The sequence below is a fragment of the Antiquaquibacter soli genome, from assembly GCF_030580675.1.
Lineage (GTDB): Bacteria > Actinomycetota > Actinomycetes > Actinomycetales > Microbacteriaceae > Rhodoglobus > Rhodoglobus soli.
Genome location: NZ_JAUQUB010000002.1, coordinates 238610 through 256382, shown reverse-complemented (window position 1 = coordinate 256382; position 17773 = coordinate 238610). Strand labels below are relative to the sequence as shown.

The following is a 17773-nucleotide window of genomic DNA, read 5'->3' as shown; positions in this document are numbered from 1 at the left end:
AACTTGTGTTCGAATGCTGTGGATAGTGACGGCGGCCCGGGGGAGGATGGACCCATGGTCCTCGAGCGCTTCTCCCCCGCCACGCGGGAGTGGTTCGAGGGCGCGTTCCCGGCGCCGACAGCAGCCCAGCTCGGCGCGTGGGAGGCCGTGTCATCCGGCCAGCACGCGCTCGTCGTCGCGCCGACCGGGTCGGGCAAGACGCTCGCGTCGTTCCTGTGGTCGATCGACCAGCTCATCACGCAGCCCGGCCAAGGCACTCGCGTGCTCTACATCTCCCCCCTCAAGGCCCTCGGCGTCGACGTCGAGCGCAACCTCCGCGCGCCGCTCGTCGGCGTCACGCAGACCGCCAAGCGACTCGGCCTGGATGTCCCGGCGATCACCGTCGGCGTCCGCTCGGGCGACACGACCGCGCAGGACCGCCGCGTGCTCGCGCGCACTCCCCCGGACATCCTCATCACGACTCCCGAGTCGCTCTACCTCATGCTCACGTCGCGCGCCCGCGAGAGCCTCACCGGTGTGACAACGGTCATCGTCGACGAGGTCCACGCGGTCGCGGCCACGAAGCGCGGCGCGCACCTCGCCGTCTCCCTGGAGCGACTGGATGCCCTGCTCCCGTCACCGGCGCAGCGCATCGGCCTCTCCGCCACGGTGCGCCCTCTCGAGGAGGTCGCGCGCTTCCTCGGCGGACGCCAGCCGGTCACGATCGTGCAGCCCCCGGCGGCGAAGACGTTCGACCTCACCGTCGAGGTGCCCGTCGAGGACATGACGGAGATCGGCCCGACGACGCCCCGCGAGGGCTCCACGAGCGGCGCGACCGCGGCCGCTCCGGAGGCCACGGGGTCGATCTGGCCGCACGTCGAGGAGGCGATCGTCGACCGCATCCTGGAGCACCGCTCGACGATCGTGTTCGTCAACGCGCGCCGCCAGGCGGAGCGCCTGACTGCCCGCCTGAACGAGATCTGGGAGGAGCGGCAGAACCCGGGACTCGAGCGCGCCGTCACGAAGCCCCCGGCGGCGATAATGGCGCAGGCGGGTTCTACGAGGGGATCCTCCCTCGCAAGCTCGGTCGGCGCTGGCGTCGCGGAATCGCTGCGCGATTCTCCCAGCTCCAGCGCGCTCGCCCGAGCGCATCACGGCTCAGTGAGCAAGGAGCAGCGCGCCGACATCGAGGACGCCCTCAAGTCCGGCCGCTTGCGCTGCGTCGTCGCGACGAGCTCCCTCGAGCTCGGCATCGACATGGGGGCGGTGGATCTCGTGATCCAGGTCGAGTCCCCGCCGTCCGTGGCATCCGGTCTCCAGCGCATCGGCCGCGCCGGGCACCAGGTCGGGGAGATCTCCACGGGCGTGCTGTTCCCCAAGCACCGCACCGACCTCATCCACACGTCAGTGGCGGTGGACCGCATGCGCAAGGGGCTCATCGAGGCGATCGCGATCCCGCAGAACCCGCTCGACGTGCTCGCCCAGCAGACGGTCGCGGCCGTCGCGCTCGAGCCGATGGACGTCGAGGAGTGGTTCGACACGGTGCGGCGCAGCGCCCCGTTCGCGACCCTCCCTCGGAGCGCGTTCGACGCGACCCTCGACCTCGTGAGCGGCCTCTACCCGAGCGACGAGTTCGCCGAGCTGCGGCCGCGGGTCGTGTGGGATCGCGTCGCCGGCACCATCGAGGGGCGCCCGGGCTCGCAGCGGCTCGCGGTGACCTCGGGCGGGACCATCCCCGACCGCGGACTGTTCGGCGTCTTCATGGTCGGGTCCGAGTCCGGCCGCCGCGTCGGCGAGCTCGACGAGGAGATGGTTTACGAGTCGCGCGTCGGCGACGTCTTCGCGCTCGGTACGACGAGCTGGCGCATCGAGGAGATCACGCACGACCAGGTGCTCGTGAGCCCCGCGTTCGGGCAGCCGGGCAAGGTTCCCTTCTGGAAGGGCGACGGCCTGGGCCGCCCGTCCGAGCTCGGCCAGGCGATCGGGGCGTTCACGAGGGAAGTCGCCGCCGGCAAGAACGACCACCTCGCCGAGATCGGCCTCGACCCGCGCGCGGTGACCAACCTCGTCGCCCTCGTGCGCGAGCAGAAGGAGTCCACCGGGCAGGTGCCCACCGACACGACGCTCGTCGTGGAGCGGTTCCGCGACGAGCTCGGCGACTGGCGCGTCATCCTGCACTCGCCGTACGGGATGCCCGTGCACGCGCCGTGGGCCCTCGCGGTGAGCGCGCGCATCCGCGACCGGCTCGGGGTGGATGGCTCGGCCGTCGCCGCGGATGACGGCATCGTCGTGCGCATCCCCGACACCGACGCCGACCCGCCCGGCGCGGAGCTGTTCGTGTTCGAGCGCGACGAGCTGCAGCAGATCGTGACCGAGGAGGTCGGCGGCTCGGCGCTGTTCGCGGCGCGGTTCCGCGAGTGCGCGGCCCGCGCCCTGCTGCTTCCGCGTCGCGACCCGGGGCGGCGGTCGCCGCTGTGGCAGCAGCGGCAGCGGGCATCCCAGCTGCTGGATGTGGCGCGCAAGTACCCGACGTTCCCGATCCTGCTGGAGACGGTGCGCGAGGTGCTGCAGGACGTCTACGACCTGCCGGCCCTCCTCGAACTCGTCGGCCGGGTCGAGTCGCGGGAGGTGCGCGTGGTCGAGACGGAGACGCCCGCGCCGAGCCCGTTCGCGCGAAGCCTGCTGTTCGGGTACGTCGCGGCGTTTCTCTACGAGGGCGACTCGCCGCTCGCCGAGCGCCGCAGCGCCGCGCTGAGCCTCGACCCGACGCTGCTCGCCGAGCTGCTCGGGCGGGCAGAGCTGCGGGAGCTCCTCGACCCGGACGTGCTCGAGCAGACCGAGCGCGAGCTGCAGCGGCTCACCCCGGAACGCCAGGCGCGCGACGCGGAGGGCATCGTCGACGTGCTCCGGATGCTCGGGCCGCTGTCGCTCGAGGAGCTGCGGGAGCGGGCGGAGGTCGATCCGGAGCCTGAGCTCACCGCGCTCACGAGAGCCAACAGGGTCCTCCCCGTCACCGTCGCCGGCACCCCGCAGTTCGCCGTCGTCGAGGACGCCGCGCGCCTCCGCGACGCCCTCGGCGTGCCCCTGCCCATCGGCGTGCCGACGGCGTTCATCGAGCCCGTCGACGACCCCGTCGGCGACCTGGTGAGCCGCTTCGCCCGCACCCACGGCCCCTTCACCGCTCAGGATGTCGCGGCCCGCTTCGGTCTCGGCATCGCCGTCGTCACCGACACCCTCCGCCGACTCGCCGCCGACCGCCGCGTCGTGGACGGCGAGTTCCGCCCGGGCGCCACCGGCACGGAGTGGTGCTCGGTCGAGGTGCTGCGCCGACTGCGCGCCCGGTCGCTCGCGGCCCTCCGCCAGGAGGTCGAGCCCGTAGAGCAGTCGGCGCTCGGCCGGTTCCTGCCCGCGTGGCAGCACGTCGGCGGGCAGTTGCGCGGGGTCGACGGCCTCGCGCAGGTGATCGAGCAGCTCGCCGGGGTGCCACTGCCCGCGTCATCCTGGGAGTCGCTCGTGCTGCCGGCCCGGCTCGCGAACTACTCGCCCGCGTGGCTCGACGAGCTCACCGTCACGGGCGAGGTCGTCTGGTCGGGCTCGGGGTCGCTGCCCGGCGGCGACGGCTGGGTGAGCCTGCACCTCGCCGACAGTGCGCCGCTCACGCTCGCGGAGCCGCTCGGCGAGGAGACGACGGAGCTGCAGCGCGACATCCTCGGCGCCCTCGCGGGCGGCGGGGCCTACTTCTTCCGCCAGCTCGCGGCGGCCGTCGGGAGCACCGACGACAAGGCGCTCAACGCCGCGCTCTGGGAGCTCGTGTGGGCGGGGCTCATCACGAACGACAGCTTCGCGCCGCTGCGCTCATCGCTCGGCGGCCCGGCGCGGGCCCCGCGCCCGACACGCACCCGCAGCTACCGCGGCCGGTCGCTCGCCGTCGCGCAGTCCGGACCGCCGACGGGGGCGGGCCGCTGGTCGCTCCTGCCGCTCGCCGAACCCGACTCGACCGTGCGGGCGAAGGCGACCGCGGAGCTGCTGCTCGAGCGGCACGGGGTGGTGACGCGCGGGGCGGTCGCGAGCGAGGGCATCCGGGGCGGCTTCGGGCTCGTCTACAAGGTGCTGAGCGGATTCGAGGAGCAGGGCCGCGCCCGTCGCGGCTACTTCGTCGACGGGCTCGGGGCCGCCCAGTTCGCGACGGGCGCGACCGTCGACCGGCTGCGCGGCTTCTCGATGGACCCGGAGGCGGTGCCGCCGCGGGATGCCGTGACCCTCGCCGCCACGGACCCGGCGAGCCCGTACGGCGCTGCCCTCCCGTGGCCCGCGCCGACTGCTGCCGCCGAAGACGGCAAGGGCCATCGACCGGGCCGCAAGGCGGGCGCGCTCGTCGTGCTCGTGGATGGCTCGCTGACCCTGTTCGTCGAGAAGGGCGGCAAGAGCGTGCTGAGCTTCTCGACCGACCCGGAGGTGCTGCGCGCGGCATCCGCGTCCCTCGTGGCGACCGCGCGACGGGCGCGGGTGTCGCTCAAGGTCCAGCGCATCGACGGCAAGTTCTCCGTGGGCTCGCCGATCGGGGAGGCGCTCGTGGAGGCCGGCTTCGCGCCGACGCCGCAGGGGCTGAGGCTGCGAGGGTAGAAATCTGCTCCCCCACGGTAGAATCGCTCCCATGAGTCTCAACATCAAGAACGAGAGCACCCATGCCGCCGTTCGCGAACTGGCGAGAATCAGGGGCGTGAGTCAGACCGAAGCGGTCGATGAGGCCGTGCGAGCGCGCCTCGAGGAGCTGGCGCACGAGGCCGAGAGCCAGCGCCGCTACGAGCGGACGATGGAGATCAGCCGCGAGACGGGCAGGATTCTGAGGGAGAGCGGCGGGATGCTCGAGACGGACGACCTCTACGACGACCTGGGTCTGCCGAAGTGATCATTGACTCGTCCGCCATCGTGGCCATCATCCGGGCCGAGAGCGACGCCGCGGACTTCGGCAGCGCGATCTCCCAAGCGCGGTCGCCCCGGATGTCAGCAGGCACGCTCGTCGAGTGCGCGATCGTCGTCGACTCGGCGCGGGAGCCGGTCGTGAGCGGCCGGCTCGACGAACTGCTCGCGGAACACCGCATCCAGATCGAGCCCGTCACCGCCCGCCAGGCGGAGATCGCGCGGCGCGCGTACCGGGACTTCGGGCGGGGCAGCGGCAGCCCGGCGAACCTCAACTTCGGCGACTGCTTCGCGTACGCCCTCGCGAAGGACCTCCGCGAGCCGCTCCTCTACAAGGGCGACGACTTCGCCCACACCGACATCCGCAGCGCCCTGGACTGAGCCATGCCCGAGGGCGACACCGTCTACCGCTCCGCGACGAACCTCGACGCGGCCCTCGCCGGCGCCGTGCTCACGAGATGCGACATCCGGGTGCCCGCCTTCGCGACGGTCGATCTCACCGGCGAGACCGTCGAGGCGGTCGTGCCGCGTGGCAAGCACCTGCTCATGCGCATCGGGGCGGTCACGATCCACAGCCACCTCAAGATGGAGGGCAGCTGGCACCTGTACCGGCACGGCTCGCGCTGGAAGCGGCCGGAGTACCAGGCGCGCGCCATCCTCGAGACGGCCGACTGGGTCGCCGTCGGCTTCGACCTCGGGATGCTCGACATCGTGCCGCGCGAGGCCGAGGACTCCGTCGTCGGCTACCTCGGCCCCGACCTGCTGGGACCCGACTGGGACCCGGATGCCGCACTCGAGAACCTCCTCGCCGATCCCGGGCGTCCCGTCGGCCTCGCCCTTCTCGACCAGCGCGTGATGGCGGGACTGGGCAACGTGTACCGGGCGGAGGTGTGCTTCCTGCGCGGGGTGCTGCCGACCCGGCCGGTGGGGGAGGTGGAGCATCCGGAGAAGCTCGTCGACCTCGCGCACCGGCTCATCCACGCCAACAAGGACCGGGCCGAGCGCACCACGACGGGCAACCTCCGGGGCCAGACCTCGTGGGTCTACGGGCGGGCCGGGCGGCCGTGCTCGAGGTGCGGGTCGCGCATCGAGGAGGGCGAGCTCGGCGACTCCGAGCTGCAGCTGCGGGTCACCTACTGGTGCCCCACGTGCCAGCGCTGACAGAAACCGCTGACGCGGTTGTGTCGGGCATGTTACGAGTCGGGGTCACTGACATTACGTAGTGGATTCCTGCGCGCGTCGCGCGTAAATCCGCGGTTTCACGGCCCTGACGCATGCTCGAAACACCGCGGCAATTGACACTTCGTAGTGTCGCTTCGCACGAGACGAAGCAGATTGTCGATTGTGACCCCTCCCTCACGGGTCTGAGCATCGGTTCAAGGGCCCCGCGCCCGTGCAAGTCCCGCACCGCCGCGGCGTCGAGTCTCCGGTGCTGCCGGGTCGACTCATCCGCCGTCCTCCCGTCACACAGACCCGATTGGAAGCAACGACATGAAGCACTTTGCCCCTTCCGCGCCGCGGCGTCGCCTCGCGATCGTCGCGGCTGCGGCCACGGCCCTCGTCCTGGGACTCGCCGGCTGCGCGGCTCCCGCCGCGGAGGAGTCCGGCTCGGCCGAGCTCACCGACGTCAACTACCAGCTCAGCTGGCTCAAGATCACCCAGTTCGGCGGATTCTTCGCCGGCGAGGCTGAGGGCTTCTACGAGGAGGAGGGCATCGCGCCCACCTTCACGGCTGGCGGCTCGAACATCCTCGCGTGGCAGCAGGTCACCGGCGGAGCGGCGCTCCTCGGCGACGAGGACAACACGCTGCTGCTGCAGGCGATCGAGTCCGGCGAGGACCTCGTCGCGCTCGGCGCAGTGTTCCAGAAGTCGCCGATGGCGATCATGAGCCTCTCCGAGGACCCGATCACGAGCCCTGAGGACTTCGAGGGCAAGACGATCGCCTACCCCGACAACGGCATCGCGCAGTTCACCTCGGTGCTCGAGGCGCAGGGCGTCGACACGTCGACCGTGACGATCGTCCCGGCGGGCGCCGACCCGACCCAGCTCGTCACCGGCCAGGTGGACGGCTACGGCGGCTACGCGACCGCGCAGGGCGCCTCGCTCGAGCTGCAGGGCCTCGACGTCGACTACCTCTACCTCGACGACCTCGGCGTGCCGAGCTACGGCAACGTCATCATCACGACGAAGAAGAACCTCGAGGAGAACCGCGACCTCATCGTCAAGTTCCTCACGGCGACCGTCAAGGGCTACGAGTGGATCAACGCTAACCCCAAGGAGGGCGCCGCGATCGTCGTCAACGACGTGAACCCGACCGGCGGCCTCGACCTCGCGACCGAGGAGGCCACCGCCGAGATCCAGGCCGACCTCATCGCCGGCCCGACGGGCGTCCTGCGCCTCGACCTCGACAAGTTCCAGGAGATCATCGACTCCCTCGTCGCCGCCGGCACCCTCTCGGGCCCGCTGGATGCTGCGGACGTCGTCGACACCTCCGTGCTCGACGAGGTCTTCGGCGACAAGACGTCGCTGCTCGACTAACACCACCAACCGATAGCCAGGAAGGGCGACAGCTCATGATCATCGACGCGTACAACAACATCTGGGAAGCATCAGGCAACTCCGACTACCTGACCGGTGAGTCCTTCACCGCGGAGGACCTGATCCCCTTCCTCGATGAGGCTGGCGTGGACATGGCCGTGGGCTGCTCGCTCGGCCAGGCGATCAACAACGAGTACATCGCGGCAGTCGTGGAGAAGTACCCCACCCGCTTCATCGGGTTCGGGGGAGTCAATCCACGACTGCCCGATGCGCTCGAGACGCTGCGGGAGTGCGCGCGGCTCGGCCTCAAGGGCATCAAGCTCCACCCGACGCTCCACGGCTACCACTTCGCCGACCACGGCCTCCTCGACGGCATCTTCAAGGCCGCCACGGAGGAGGGCCTCACCATCCTCGTCAACGCGCTCGACGACCCGTGGTGCGCGCCCCTCTCGATCGAGGAGATCTCCAAGAACTTCCCCGAGGCGCCCGTGCTCATCGCCCACATGGGCACCGTGTGGAACACCACCGAGGCGCTCATCGTCTCCGAGCGCAACCCGCACATCTACCTCGAGACGTCGAGCACCCAGCTCCTCGAGGTGCAGACGGCGTACAAGCGCGTCGGCCCCGAGAAGATCGTCATGGGCACCGACTGGCCGGGATCGGTGCCCGCGCTCGAGCGGATGAAGATCGCCCGGGCCATCCCGAACGACGCCGACCGCGCGCTCATCGAGGGCGACAACCTCGCCCGCATCCTGAGGATCGCCTGATGGGCGCCGCCGCAGCCCCGGCCGAGGCCCGCACCGTCACGATCGACGGCGTCGGCATGGACTTCGCCGTCAAGGGCGGCACGTTCACGGCCCTCGACGACATCGCGCTCGAGCTCCCGGAGGGCGGGTTCACGACCCTCCTCGGTCCGTCGGGCTGCGGCAAGTCCACCCTCCTGCGCATCATCGCGGACGTCATCGAGCCGACGCGCGGCACGGTCGACCTGTTCGGGATGACTCCCCGCCAGGCCCGCACGAGCGGACTCTTCGGCTTCGTCTTCCAGGACCCCGTGCTGCTGCCCTGGCGCTCCGCGCTCGGCAACGTGGAGCTCCCGCTCGAGGCGCAGGGCGTGCCGAAGGCGGAGCGCCGCGAGCGCGCGATGGCGCAGCTGCAGCTCGTCGGCCTGGACGGCTTCGAGGACCGCCTGCCCGCGAAGCTGTCGGGCGGGATGGCTCGGCGCGTGGCCATCGCACGCGCCCTCGTCGTGGAGCCGAGCATCCTGTTCCTCGACGAGCCGTTCAACGGGCTCGACGAGCTGCGCCGGCGCCAGATGAACGTCGAGCTGCAGCGGATCTGGGCGGCAAGCGGCACGACCGCGCTCCTCGTCACGCACAACGTCGCCGAGGCGGTGTTCCTCTCGGACACGGTCATCGTCATGGGCCGCAACCCGGGGCACGTCATCGAGCGCCGCACGATCGACCTGCCCCGCCCGCGCGACATCGACAACGCCCTCTCCGCCGATTTCATCGCCCACGAGCAGGAGCTCACGCAGCTGCTGAGCGGCGACTACCGGAGCGTCGTCGACGAATGAGAGCCCTCCCCCGCCCGGTCATCCCGGCCCTGTTCTTCGTGCTGCTGCTTGTCGCGTGGCAGCTCGTCGGGCAGGCCGTCACCGCTCCCGGCGCCGTGCTCATCCCGCCGAGCACGATCGTGGAGACCCTCGGTCAGCGCTGGTACGCCCTGCTCCTCAACGCGGGCATCACGCTGTCGGAGGCCGGGCTCGGGTTCCTCTACGGGTCGCTCGCGGCGATCATCCTCGCCGTCGTCGTCGACCGGTTCCGCATCGTCGGCGAGGGCCTGTACCGGCTCGCCCTCGTCATCTACGCGATCCCGGTGATCGCGATCGCCGCGCCGCTCACCGCCTCGCTCGGCCTCGGCATGGAGAGCAAGGTCGCGGTCGCGGCGCTCTCCGCCTACTTCCCGGTGCTCGTCAACCTGACGGGCGCCCTGCGCACCCTCGACCCGCGCGTCCAGGAGCTCTCGCGAGTGCTCGCGATGGGCTACACCCGCACCCTCCTCACGATGCGCGCTCCCGCCGTCGTGCCCGCCCTGTTCTCGTCGTTCAAGATCGCCGGCCCTGCCGCGTTCATCGGCGCGATCATCGCCGAGTGGATGGGCGCGGAGGGCGGCCTCGGCGTGATGCTCATCCAGTCGATGTTCAACTTCAACGTCCCCCTGCTGTGGACGGTCCTGCTCGTCGCGACGGGGCTCAACGGCCTCATCGTGCTGCTGTTCGACGTGCTCGGCCGGCTCGCCGCCCCGTGGCACGACTCGTCGAAGGAGCAGTCATGAGCATCGGCCTGCCCCGCATCCGCCGCCGCGTCTCGATGCCGGCGTGGCTCGCGACCGCAATCGTCGTGCTCATCGTGCTGGCGATCTGGCAGCTCGCCGTCACGGTTCTCGGGGTCTCCGCGAACGTGCTTCCCGCGCCGAGCCTCATCGCGGTCGACGCGAACTGGCCCCTCGTGCTCGAGGCCGCCCTCAACACGACCCTCGCGACGCTCGCGGGCTTCGCCGTCGGCAACGCGGTGGGCCTCGCCCTCGCTGTGCTCATCTGCGCCTCGCGCACCTTCTCCGACATCGTCTACCCGATCGCGGTCGTCGTCCGAGCCATCCCGATCGTCGCGCTCGCGCCGTTCATCACCCTCGCGTTCGGCCGCGGACCGGGTGCGACCGTCGTCGTCGCCGCGCTCATCGTGTTCTTCCCGACGCTCGTCAACGTCATCCTGGGCCTGCGCTCGGTGCCGGGCGAGACGATCGAGCTGCTGAAGGTCATGAACGCCTCGACGGTGTTCGGCTACCTCAAGGTGCGCATCCCCTTCGCGATGCCGTCGTTCGTGTCGGCGCTGAAGATCTCCGCGCCGAACGCCGTGCTCGGCGTCATGACCGCGGAGTGGATCATCGGCGGTACCGGTCTCGGCCGACTGGTCGTGCAGTCGTGGCTGGGGCTCGACATCACGACGATGTGGGGAGCCGTGCTCGTCTCGGCGGTCGTGGCATCCGTGCTGTTCAGCATCGTGAGCCTCGCCGAGCGCGCCCTCCTCGGGTGGGCGGTGCGCACGTGAGCGCCGTGACGATCCGCGCGCGGCACGCCCTGTCCGCCGACGCCTCCGAATTCCTCAGCGACGCGGCCGTCGTGATCCGTGACGGCCGCGTCTTCTCCGCCGGACCGTGGCGCGACGCCGAACCCGCGGGCACCCTCGTCGAGGTCGACGGCGTTCTCGTCCCGGGCTTCGTCGACGCGCACTCGCACCTGCGGGGCCTCCCGCTGCCCGAGCACGGCATCCTGCCGCGGCAGTTCGAGTCGTGGATCTGCTCCCTCGGGGCCGCCGCCGCGCTCGACCCGGCCGACGAAGCGCTCGTCGCGACGGCCGAGCTGCTTCAGACCGGCGTGACCGCCGTGCAGGGATTCGTGGATGCCTCGGCCGACGGCGACGCGCTCGAGGGCGCGCGCGCCGCGCTCGCCGGTACCTCGGCCTCGGGCATCCGCGCTCTGGTCGTCCTCGGCTTCGCCGACCGCGCCCTCCGCACCCCGGAGCCGGCCGACGGCGAGTGGGCGCTCGTGCCGCCGAGCGGACCGCACCTGCCCGTCGAGGCGGTCCCCGAGGTCGCGGCCGACTGGCTCGCGACCGAGCGCCCGGAGCGCGTCGCGCTCGGCATCGGCCCGGTCGGCGGCCAGTGGTCGACGGATGCCCTGCTCGAGGCCATCGCGGCCGCGGCGGGCGACAGCCGCCTTCACACCCACCTGCACGAGAGCCGGTTGCACCGCGGCTGGCTCGCCGGGCAGCCGAGCCCGCTCGACCGGCTCGATGCGGCGGGACTGCTCGACGCCCGCCTCTCGGGTGCCCACGCCGTGCACCTCACCGCCGCCGAGCTCGACCGCATCGCCGCGGCGGGCAGCTCCCTCGTGCACTGCCCGGCCTCGAACGAGGCGCTCCTCGTGGGCACCGCCCACGTCTCCGCGTGGCTGGCGCGGGGCATCCCCGCCGCTCTCGGCGTCGACAGCCAGAACACCGCCGCGCCCGACTACTTCGACGTGATGCGGGCGGCGATCGCCCAGTCGGCGACGCAGGGCACCGCGCTCACGGCGGCGGACGTGCTCGCGATGGCGACCGTCGGCGGTTCGCGCGCTCTCGGGATCGCGGGGGGCGGATCGATCGCCGCCGGTTCCCCGGCCGACCTCCTGGAGCTCGACGTCGAGCCGTCGATCGAGGCCATCGTCGCGACCGGTTCGGCCGGCGCGGTGTCTCGCGTCTGGGTCGCCGGCTCCCTCGCCGCCGAGGGCGGCCGCAGCATCGTCGACGCCGGTCCCGCTCGCGCTCGACTGCGCGCCCGGCTCGCCGCCGACCGTGCCGACCGCGAGCGCCGACTCGCCGACCTCGCCCCGGCCGTCGAGCTCGTCGAGCGACTCGCAGGAGCGCGCTCGTGATCGCCGACCTCGCCGTCCTCGCCGCGCCGGGCACCGCCCGCCTGGGCGAGGCGCCGCGAGTCGTCGCCCTCGGCGGCTCCGCGCCCGCCGTCCACTTCACCGACCTCCTGGAGGGCACCGTCTTCCGCCTCGACGGCGACGAGGCATCGGCAGCCCTCGAGTTCCCCGGCGAGACCGCGAGCGCGATCATCCCCCTCGACGACGGCCGCACGGTCATCGCGCTGCACCGCAGCCTCGCCGTGCTCGGCACCGACGGCGACGTCGAGCGCCGCATCGAGCTCGACCTGCCCGCCGGAACGCGGCTCTCCGACGCGACCGCCGGCCCGAGCGGCCACCTCTGGCTCGGCGTCGTGCCCGCGGGGGACGACCCCGCGCCGGGCCAGTTGCTGCGCCTCGGCGACGACGGCGTGCGGGTCGCGCGCGAGGGCCTCGGCTTCTCCAACGGCATCGGCTTCACCGCCGACGGCTCGCGACTGCTGCACATCGATTCGACGCCCGGCATCGTGTGGAGCATCCCGCACGACCCGGCGACGGGCGAGCTCGGCGAGCCCGAGCGGCTCTACGTGCACGACGAAGTCGGGGCGCTCGACGGGCTGTGCCTCGACGAGCACGACCGCGTGTACGTCGCCGTCTTCGGCGGGGGCGAGGTGCTGTGCCTCGACGGCGGCGCGGTCGCCGCGCGCATCCTCGTGCCCGCCCTGCGGGTGTCGAGCTGCGTGCTCGACGGCCGCTCGCTGTACATCACGACCGCCCGAGTCGACGCGCCGGAGGAGGAGCTCGCCGAGTTCCCGCTCTCCGGCTCGCTCTTCCGTTTCGAGCTGGATGCCTCGAACGGCCCTGTGTGGGAAGGACACCTCTCATGACGATCGACACCGGCCTCAGCACGCGATCCGGCATCGCGCTGCCGAAGGGATCGGGCATGGGCGGCGGCATCGTCTCCGGCGTGTTCGAGCAGGCGGAGTCCATGCGCCCCACGATCTACGGCGAGCGCTGGGCGATCGTCGGCGGCCACCCGCTCGTGAGCGAGGTCGGCGCCGAGATCCTCCGCCGCGGCGGCAACGCGATCGACGCGGGCGTCGCCGCGGGCTTCGCCTCCAACGTCGTGCAGGTCGAGATGTGCAACCTCGGCGGCATCGCTCCGATCCTCGTGCGCGAGGCGGGCTCCCCCGAGGTGCAGGCGATCGCCGGGATCGGCACGTGGGGGGCATCCGCCGACCTCGCGACGATCCGCGACGCGTACGACGGCGCGCTCCCGCTCGGCGGGGTGCCGTCGATCGTGCCGGGAGCGGTGTCCGGCTGGCTCACCGCGCTCTCGCGCTTCGGCACGATGGAGCTGCCCGACGTCATCGGCGCGGCGGTCGAACTCGCGCGCGACGGCTTCCTGCTCGACCCGCGCACCGCATCCCACCTCGCCCGCATGGGTGCCGGCTTCTCGCGCTGGGAGTCCTCGACCGCGGTCTACCAGCCCGACGGCGCCCCGCTCGAGGCGGGAGACCGGCTCGTGCAGCCCGCCCTCGCGACGACCCTGCAGCGGCTGTCGGATGCGGCGTCGGATGCCCGTGCCGCCGGCGCCTCGCGCGAGGACGCCATCGAGGCCGCGCACGCGCTCTTCTACCGCGGCGACATCGCCGAGACCATCGCGGCCTTCGTCGCCGAGCGAGGCGGCTACCTGACCACCGACGACCTCGCCGGCTTCCGCGCCGACGTGACTCCGGCTCCCTCGGTGCGCTTCGGCGACTGGGACGTGCACGTCACCCCGACGTGGTCGCAGGGGCTCGTGATCGCCCAGGCCCTCGGGGTGCTCGAGCGGCGGGGCATCCGCGGCATCGCCGACGGCTCCGTCGAGTACGCGCACGAGGTCGTCGAGGCGCTCAAGCTCGCCTTCAGCGAGCGGGAGCGCGCCTACGGCGACCCCCGCTACACGACCGAGACCGCCGACGAGCTCCTCGCGGACGAGCACCTCGCCGCCCTCGCGGCGATGGTCGGCGAGCGCGCCCTGCCCAACCTCCCGACCGTCGCGCAGGCCGGTCCGAAGCTGCCGTCGACGACGGCGATCGTCGTCGTGGATGCCGCGGGCGGCGCCTTCTCGTCGAGCCCGAGCGACACGATCGACGGCGCCCCCGTCATCCCCGAGCTCGGCATCATCTGCTCACCGCGCGGGGTGCAGAGCCGCCTCGTCGAGGGGCACCCCAACGCCTTGCGCGCGGGCGGCCGGCCGTGCGTCACCCCGGCGGCGGTCATCGCGCTCGGCGCGGGACCGGGCGCCGGGGCCGACGACATCTGGGCCGCCGCGTGCCCTGGCGGCGACGTCATCGTGCAGGCGATCGTGCAGGCGATGCTGCAGCACGACGTGTACGGCAAGTCGCCGCAGGCCGCCGTCGAGGCGCCGCGGCTGTTCGGCTCGAGCTACCCCGGCGGCTTCCACCCGCACCCCGTCGGCGAGTCCCTCGTGTTCGTCGAGGCCGGCTTCGGCGAGGAGGTCGCGGCGGGGCTGCAGGAGCGCGGCCACGAGATCATCGACTGGCCCGCGAACGAGTTCGACGCGGGCAGCGTGCAGACCATCGTCTCGACCAGCACCCCGACCGGTTCGCGAGTGCTCGCGGCCGGCGCCGACTCCCGGAGGACCGCATATGCCCAAGCACGCTGAGCACGGCGGGGCCCTCGCGTGGTCGTGGCACCACGCGGGCCTCGTCGTCGAGAGCCTCGACCGATCGATCGAGTTCTACCGCGACACCCTCGGCTTCGAGGTCGAGTTCCTCGTGCGCGACATGGACGACCAGTTCCAGCGCACCGTCGGCGTCGACGGCGTCGTGTGCGACCTCGCCCAGCTCGTCGCGCCGTTCAGCTCCACCCGCCTCGAACTCATCGAGGTGCGGGATGTCCCGGCCGGCCTCGACCCGCGGCTCCCCGTGCACGTCGGGGTGGGGCACGGGGCGTACCAGGTGCGCGAGCTCGAAGCATCCATCGACGCCCTCGTCGAGCGGGGTGGCTCGCTCATGGGCGAGATCGTGCTGTTCGAGGAGGGCCGCGCGGTGTACTGCTGGGGTCCCACGGGCACCGTCATCGAGCTCGAGGAGGCGTGGTGAGCGACACCCTGACCGACGCGCAGCTGTGGCGCGACCGCTACCGCCTGATGGTCCTCATGCGCCGCTTCGAGGAGGCGTGCCTCACGGGAGTCGCGTCGAAGGAGATCCACGGCGAGCTCCACACCGCCATCGGCCAAGAGGCGATCGCCGCCGCCCTCGCCGAGCACATCCGCGACGGGGACTCGCTCGCGAGCACGCACCGCAACCACCTGCACGCGATCGCCAAGCGCATCCCGCTGCACCCGCTCATGGCGGAGATCTTCGAGAAGGAGACGGGGCTGTGCGGCGGCTTCGGCGGCCACATGCACCTCTTCGACCGGGAGCGCCGCTTCTCGACTACGGGCATCGTCGGGGCGTCCCTGCCGGTGGCCCTCGGCCACGCGTACGCGGCGAAGATCTCCGGTCGCGACTCGGTCGCCTTCGCAGTGATCGGCGACGGGTCGGTCAACACGGGCGGCTTCCACGAGACCATGAACATGGCGAGCGTGCTCGGCCTGGCCCTCGTCGTGATCATCGAGAACAACGAGTGGGCGATCTCGGTGCCGTTCTCCGCGGCGAGCTCGACGCCGACGCTCGCGGAGCGGGCATCCGCCTACTCGGCGCCCGGCGAACGCGTCGACGGGCTCGACGTGGATGCCACGTCCGCCGCGATCGGCCGCGCCGTCGCCCACGCCCGCTCGACCGGCCCCGCGATCGTCGAGGCGATGTGCTACCGGTTCCGCGGGCACTACGAGGGCGACCTCGACCTGTACCGCAGCCAGACCGAGAAGACCGACCGCACGACGACGAAGGACCCGGTCGTGCTGCTGCGCGCGCAGTTGAGGGACTCGGGGATGCTCGACGAGGCGACCCTCGGAGAGCTCGAGGCCGAGGCATCTGCCGAGATCGACGCCGTGCTCGCGGCCGTGCGGGCCGAGTCGCAGCCCGACCGCTCGCTCGCGCACGACCACGTGTTCGCCTCCGGCCTGACCGTCGACTTCGGCACGAAGGGAGCCGTCGCATGACCGACACCGCCGTCGCCCCGCGCAACATCAACATCTCGCAAGCCGTCGCCGAGGGGCTCCGCCTGGCCATGGAGGACGACGACCGCGTGCTCGTCATCGGCGAGGACGTCGCCACGCAGGGCGGAGTGTTCGGCTCGACCCGCGGACTGCTCAAGGCGTTCGGGCCCCAGCGCGTGCTCGACACCCCGATCTCGGAGATGGCGTTCACGGGCATGGCCGTGGGCCTCGCGATGGAGGGCTACCGGCCCGTCATCGAGATCATGTTCGTCGACTTCATCGGCGTGTGCCTCGAGCAGGTCTACAACGCGATCGCGAAGATCCCCTACATGTCCGGCGGCCGCGTCGACATGCCCGTCGTCATCAAGACCGCGGGCGGCAGCATCGGCGCCGCCGCGCAGCACTCGCAGACGCTGTGGGGCCTGTTCGGCCACCTGCCCGGCTTGCGCGTCGTCGCCCCGTCGAACCCCTACGACTCGAAGGGCATGATCGCCGCCGCGGTCGCCTCGAACGACCCCGTCGTCTTCATCGAGCACAAGGGCCTCCTGCTCGAGCGCGCCCAGGACTTCGAGTTCGGCGCGAACGTGCCGCGCGAGGCCTACGACGTGCCGCTCGACAAGGCCGCCGTCGTGCGGCCGGGGAGCGACCTCACGCTCGTCACGCTCAGCGGCTCGGTGCGGCACGCGCTCACCGCCGCGGATGCCGCGATCCTCAGCGGGGTCGACGTCGAGGTCATCGACCTCCGCTCGATCGTGCCCATCGACTGGGACACCATCGGCGCCTCGATCGCGAAGACCCGTTCCCTCCTCGTCGTCGACGAGGACTACCTCGGCTACGGACTGAGCGGCGAGCTCATCACGGGAGCCATCGAGCGGTTCGGCCTCGGCTCCCTCGACTACGTCGGCCGACACGGCAACCCGGGTGTCCCGGTTCCCGCGGCCCTGAGTTTGGAGAGGCAGATCGTGCCCGGAACCGAGTCCATCCTGAACGCGATCGTGCGAGCGGGGGCGGCTCGATGAGCGCGCGGCACGTCGTCGTCGTGGGCGGCGCGGGCGCCATCGGCTCCGTCGTCGCGGCCGTGCTCGCCGAGCAGGGGATGCGCGTGACCGTTGCCGACTTCGCGGATGCCTCCGCCGTCGTCGCCGCGCTGCCCGGGTCCGGCCACGCCGCCGTGCCCCTCGACGTCACCGACCGCGAGGGCGTGCTCGCCCTCCTCGGGCCGGATGCCTCGGTCGGGCACTACGACGCCCTCGTGTACGCCGCCGGCACCAACTACACCGGTCCGGTCGCCACCACCGATTGGGACGCGTGGGACCGCGTGCTGACCGTGAACCTGAAGGGGGCGGCCTACTTCGGGCAGGCGGCATCCCTCAACCTGGAGGCGAACCCGCGCGAGTGCAGCATCGTCTACTTCTCCTCCACCGCGGGACTGGTCGGCGAGGGCGGCGCGAGCGTCTACGCGTCGAGCAAGTTCGGTCTCATCGGATTCATGCAGTGCCACGCCTCCGAGATCGCGCGCTTCGGGGCGCGAGCGAACGCGGTGTGCCCCGGCAACATCGACTCCCCCATGCTGCGCACCCTCGCCGCCCAGGTCGGCGAGCGCAACGGCGTCTCGACCGAGGAGACCCTCGCGCAGTTCGCGGGGGCGACCGCGTTCAACCGGCTCATCGACATCCGGGAAGTCGCCCAGGTCGTCGCGTTCCTCGCGAGCGCGGCCTCGACGGGCATGAGCGGGCAGTCCGTCGTCATCGACGGACCGCCGAACTGAGAAGGAG

At 72.0% G+C, this 17773-nt stretch carries 16 protein-coding genes; all 16 read left to right on the top strand.

Features of this window, described 5'->3' with window-relative positions:
- Positions 1 to 54: 54 nt before the first annotated feature.
- The 16 genes from Q5716_RS11270 to Q5716_RS11195 all read left to right on the top strand — a co-directional run bounded on the left by Q5716_RS11270 (position 55) and on the right by Q5716_RS11195 (position 17766).
- On the top strand, positions 55 to 4602 hold the full coding sequence (locus Q5716_RS11270) for an ATP-dependent helicase (RefSeq protein WP_305003237.1): 4548 nt from the start codon (positions 55 to 57) through the stop codon (positions 4600 to 4602).
- Between the two features lie 31 nt (positions 4603 to 4633).
- The gene (locus Q5716_RS11265) at positions 4634 to 4888 is read left to right on the top strand and encodes a type II toxin-antitoxin system VapB family antitoxin (RefSeq protein ID WP_305003236.1); all 255 of its coding nucleotides are present in this window, start codon (positions 4634 to 4636) and stop codon (positions 4886 to 4888) included.
- The gene (locus tag Q5716_RS11260) at positions 4885 to 5280 is read left to right on the top strand and encodes a type II toxin-antitoxin system VapC family toxin (protein ID WP_305003235.1); all 396 of its coding nucleotides are present in this window, start codon (positions 4885 to 4887) and stop codon (positions 5278 to 5280) included. Before Q5716_RS11265 ends, Q5716_RS11260 begins: the two co-directional genes overlap by 4 nt.
- A gap of 3 nt (positions 5281 to 5283) precedes the next feature.
- Positions 5284 to 6060: a DNA-formamidopyrimidine glycosylase family protein gene (locus tag Q5716_RS11255; protein ID WP_305003234.1), complete on the top strand. Its 777-nt coding sequence runs from the start codon at positions 5284 to 5286 to the stop codon at positions 6058 to 6060.
- A gap of 330 nt (positions 6061 to 6390) precedes the next feature.
- Positions 6391 to 7437: an ABC transporter substrate-binding protein gene (locus Q5716_RS11250; protein WP_305003233.1), complete on the top strand. Its 1047-nt coding sequence runs from the start codon at positions 6391 to 6393 to the stop codon at positions 7435 to 7437.
- 35 nt (positions 7438 to 7472) lie between these two features.
- Complete coding sequence (locus Q5716_RS11245) at positions 7473 to 8204, top strand: amidohydrolase family protein (protein WP_305003232.1); 732 nt, start codon at positions 7473 to 7475, stop codon at positions 8202 to 8204.
- A complete protein-coding gene (locus Q5716_RS11240; protein ID WP_305003231.1) occupies positions 8204 to 9013 on the top strand; it encodes an ABC transporter ATP-binding protein in 810 nt (269 codons plus the stop codon). Before Q5716_RS11245 ends, Q5716_RS11240 begins: the two co-directional genes overlap by 1 nt.
- Positions 9010 to 9774: an ABC transporter permease gene (locus tag Q5716_RS11235; RefSeq protein ID WP_305003230.1), complete on the top strand. Its 765-nt coding sequence runs from the start codon at positions 9010 to 9012 to the stop codon at positions 9772 to 9774. Before Q5716_RS11240 ends, Q5716_RS11235 begins: the two co-directional genes overlap by 4 nt.
- A complete protein-coding gene (locus Q5716_RS11230) occupies positions 9771 to 10547 on the top strand; it encodes an ABC transporter permease (RefSeq protein ID WP_305003229.1) in 777 nt (258 codons plus the stop codon). Before Q5716_RS11235 ends, Q5716_RS11230 begins: the two co-directional genes overlap by 4 nt.
- Complete coding sequence (locus Q5716_RS11225; RefSeq protein WP_305003228.1) at positions 10544 to 11911, top strand: amidohydrolase family protein; 1368 nt, start codon at positions 10544 to 10546, stop codon at positions 11909 to 11911. Before Q5716_RS11230 ends, Q5716_RS11225 begins: the two co-directional genes overlap by 4 nt.
- Entirely contained in the window at positions 11908 to 12774 is an 867-nt protein-coding gene (locus Q5716_RS11220) for an SMP-30/gluconolactonase/LRE family protein (protein ID WP_305003227.1), read from the top strand. Before Q5716_RS11225 ends, Q5716_RS11220 begins: the two co-directional genes overlap by 4 nt.
- Positions 12771 to 14558, top strand: a complete 1788-nt coding sequence (locus tag Q5716_RS11215; RefSeq protein WP_305003226.1) for a gamma-glutamyltransferase family protein — start codon at positions 12771 to 12773, stop codon at positions 14556 to 14558. Before Q5716_RS11220 ends, Q5716_RS11215 begins: the two co-directional genes overlap by 4 nt.
- A complete protein-coding gene (locus Q5716_RS11210; protein WP_305003225.1) occupies positions 14542 to 14997 on the top strand; it encodes a VOC family protein in 456 nt (151 codons plus the stop codon). The genes Q5716_RS11215 and Q5716_RS11210 overlap by 17 nt, the downstream gene beginning before the upstream one ends.
- Positions 14994 to 16001 (top strand): thiamine pyrophosphate-dependent dehydrogenase E1 component subunit alpha, encoded by a 1008-nt coding sequence (locus Q5716_RS11205; protein ID WP_305003224.1) that lies wholly within the window; start codon positions 14994 to 14996, stop codon positions 15999 to 16001. Before Q5716_RS11210 ends, Q5716_RS11205 begins: the two co-directional genes overlap by 4 nt.
- Positions 15998 to 17017: an alpha-ketoacid dehydrogenase subunit beta gene (locus tag Q5716_RS11200; RefSeq protein ID WP_305003223.1), complete on the top strand. Its 1020-nt coding sequence runs from the start codon at positions 15998 to 16000 to the stop codon at positions 17015 to 17017. Before Q5716_RS11205 ends, Q5716_RS11200 begins: the two co-directional genes overlap by 4 nt.
- On the top strand, positions 17014 to 17766 hold the full coding sequence (locus Q5716_RS11195) for an SDR family NAD(P)-dependent oxidoreductase (RefSeq protein WP_305003222.1): 753 nt from the start codon (positions 17014 to 17016) through the stop codon (positions 17764 to 17766). The genes Q5716_RS11200 and Q5716_RS11195 overlap by 4 nt, the downstream gene beginning before the upstream one ends.
- Positions 17767 to 17773 lie beyond the last annotated feature (7 nt).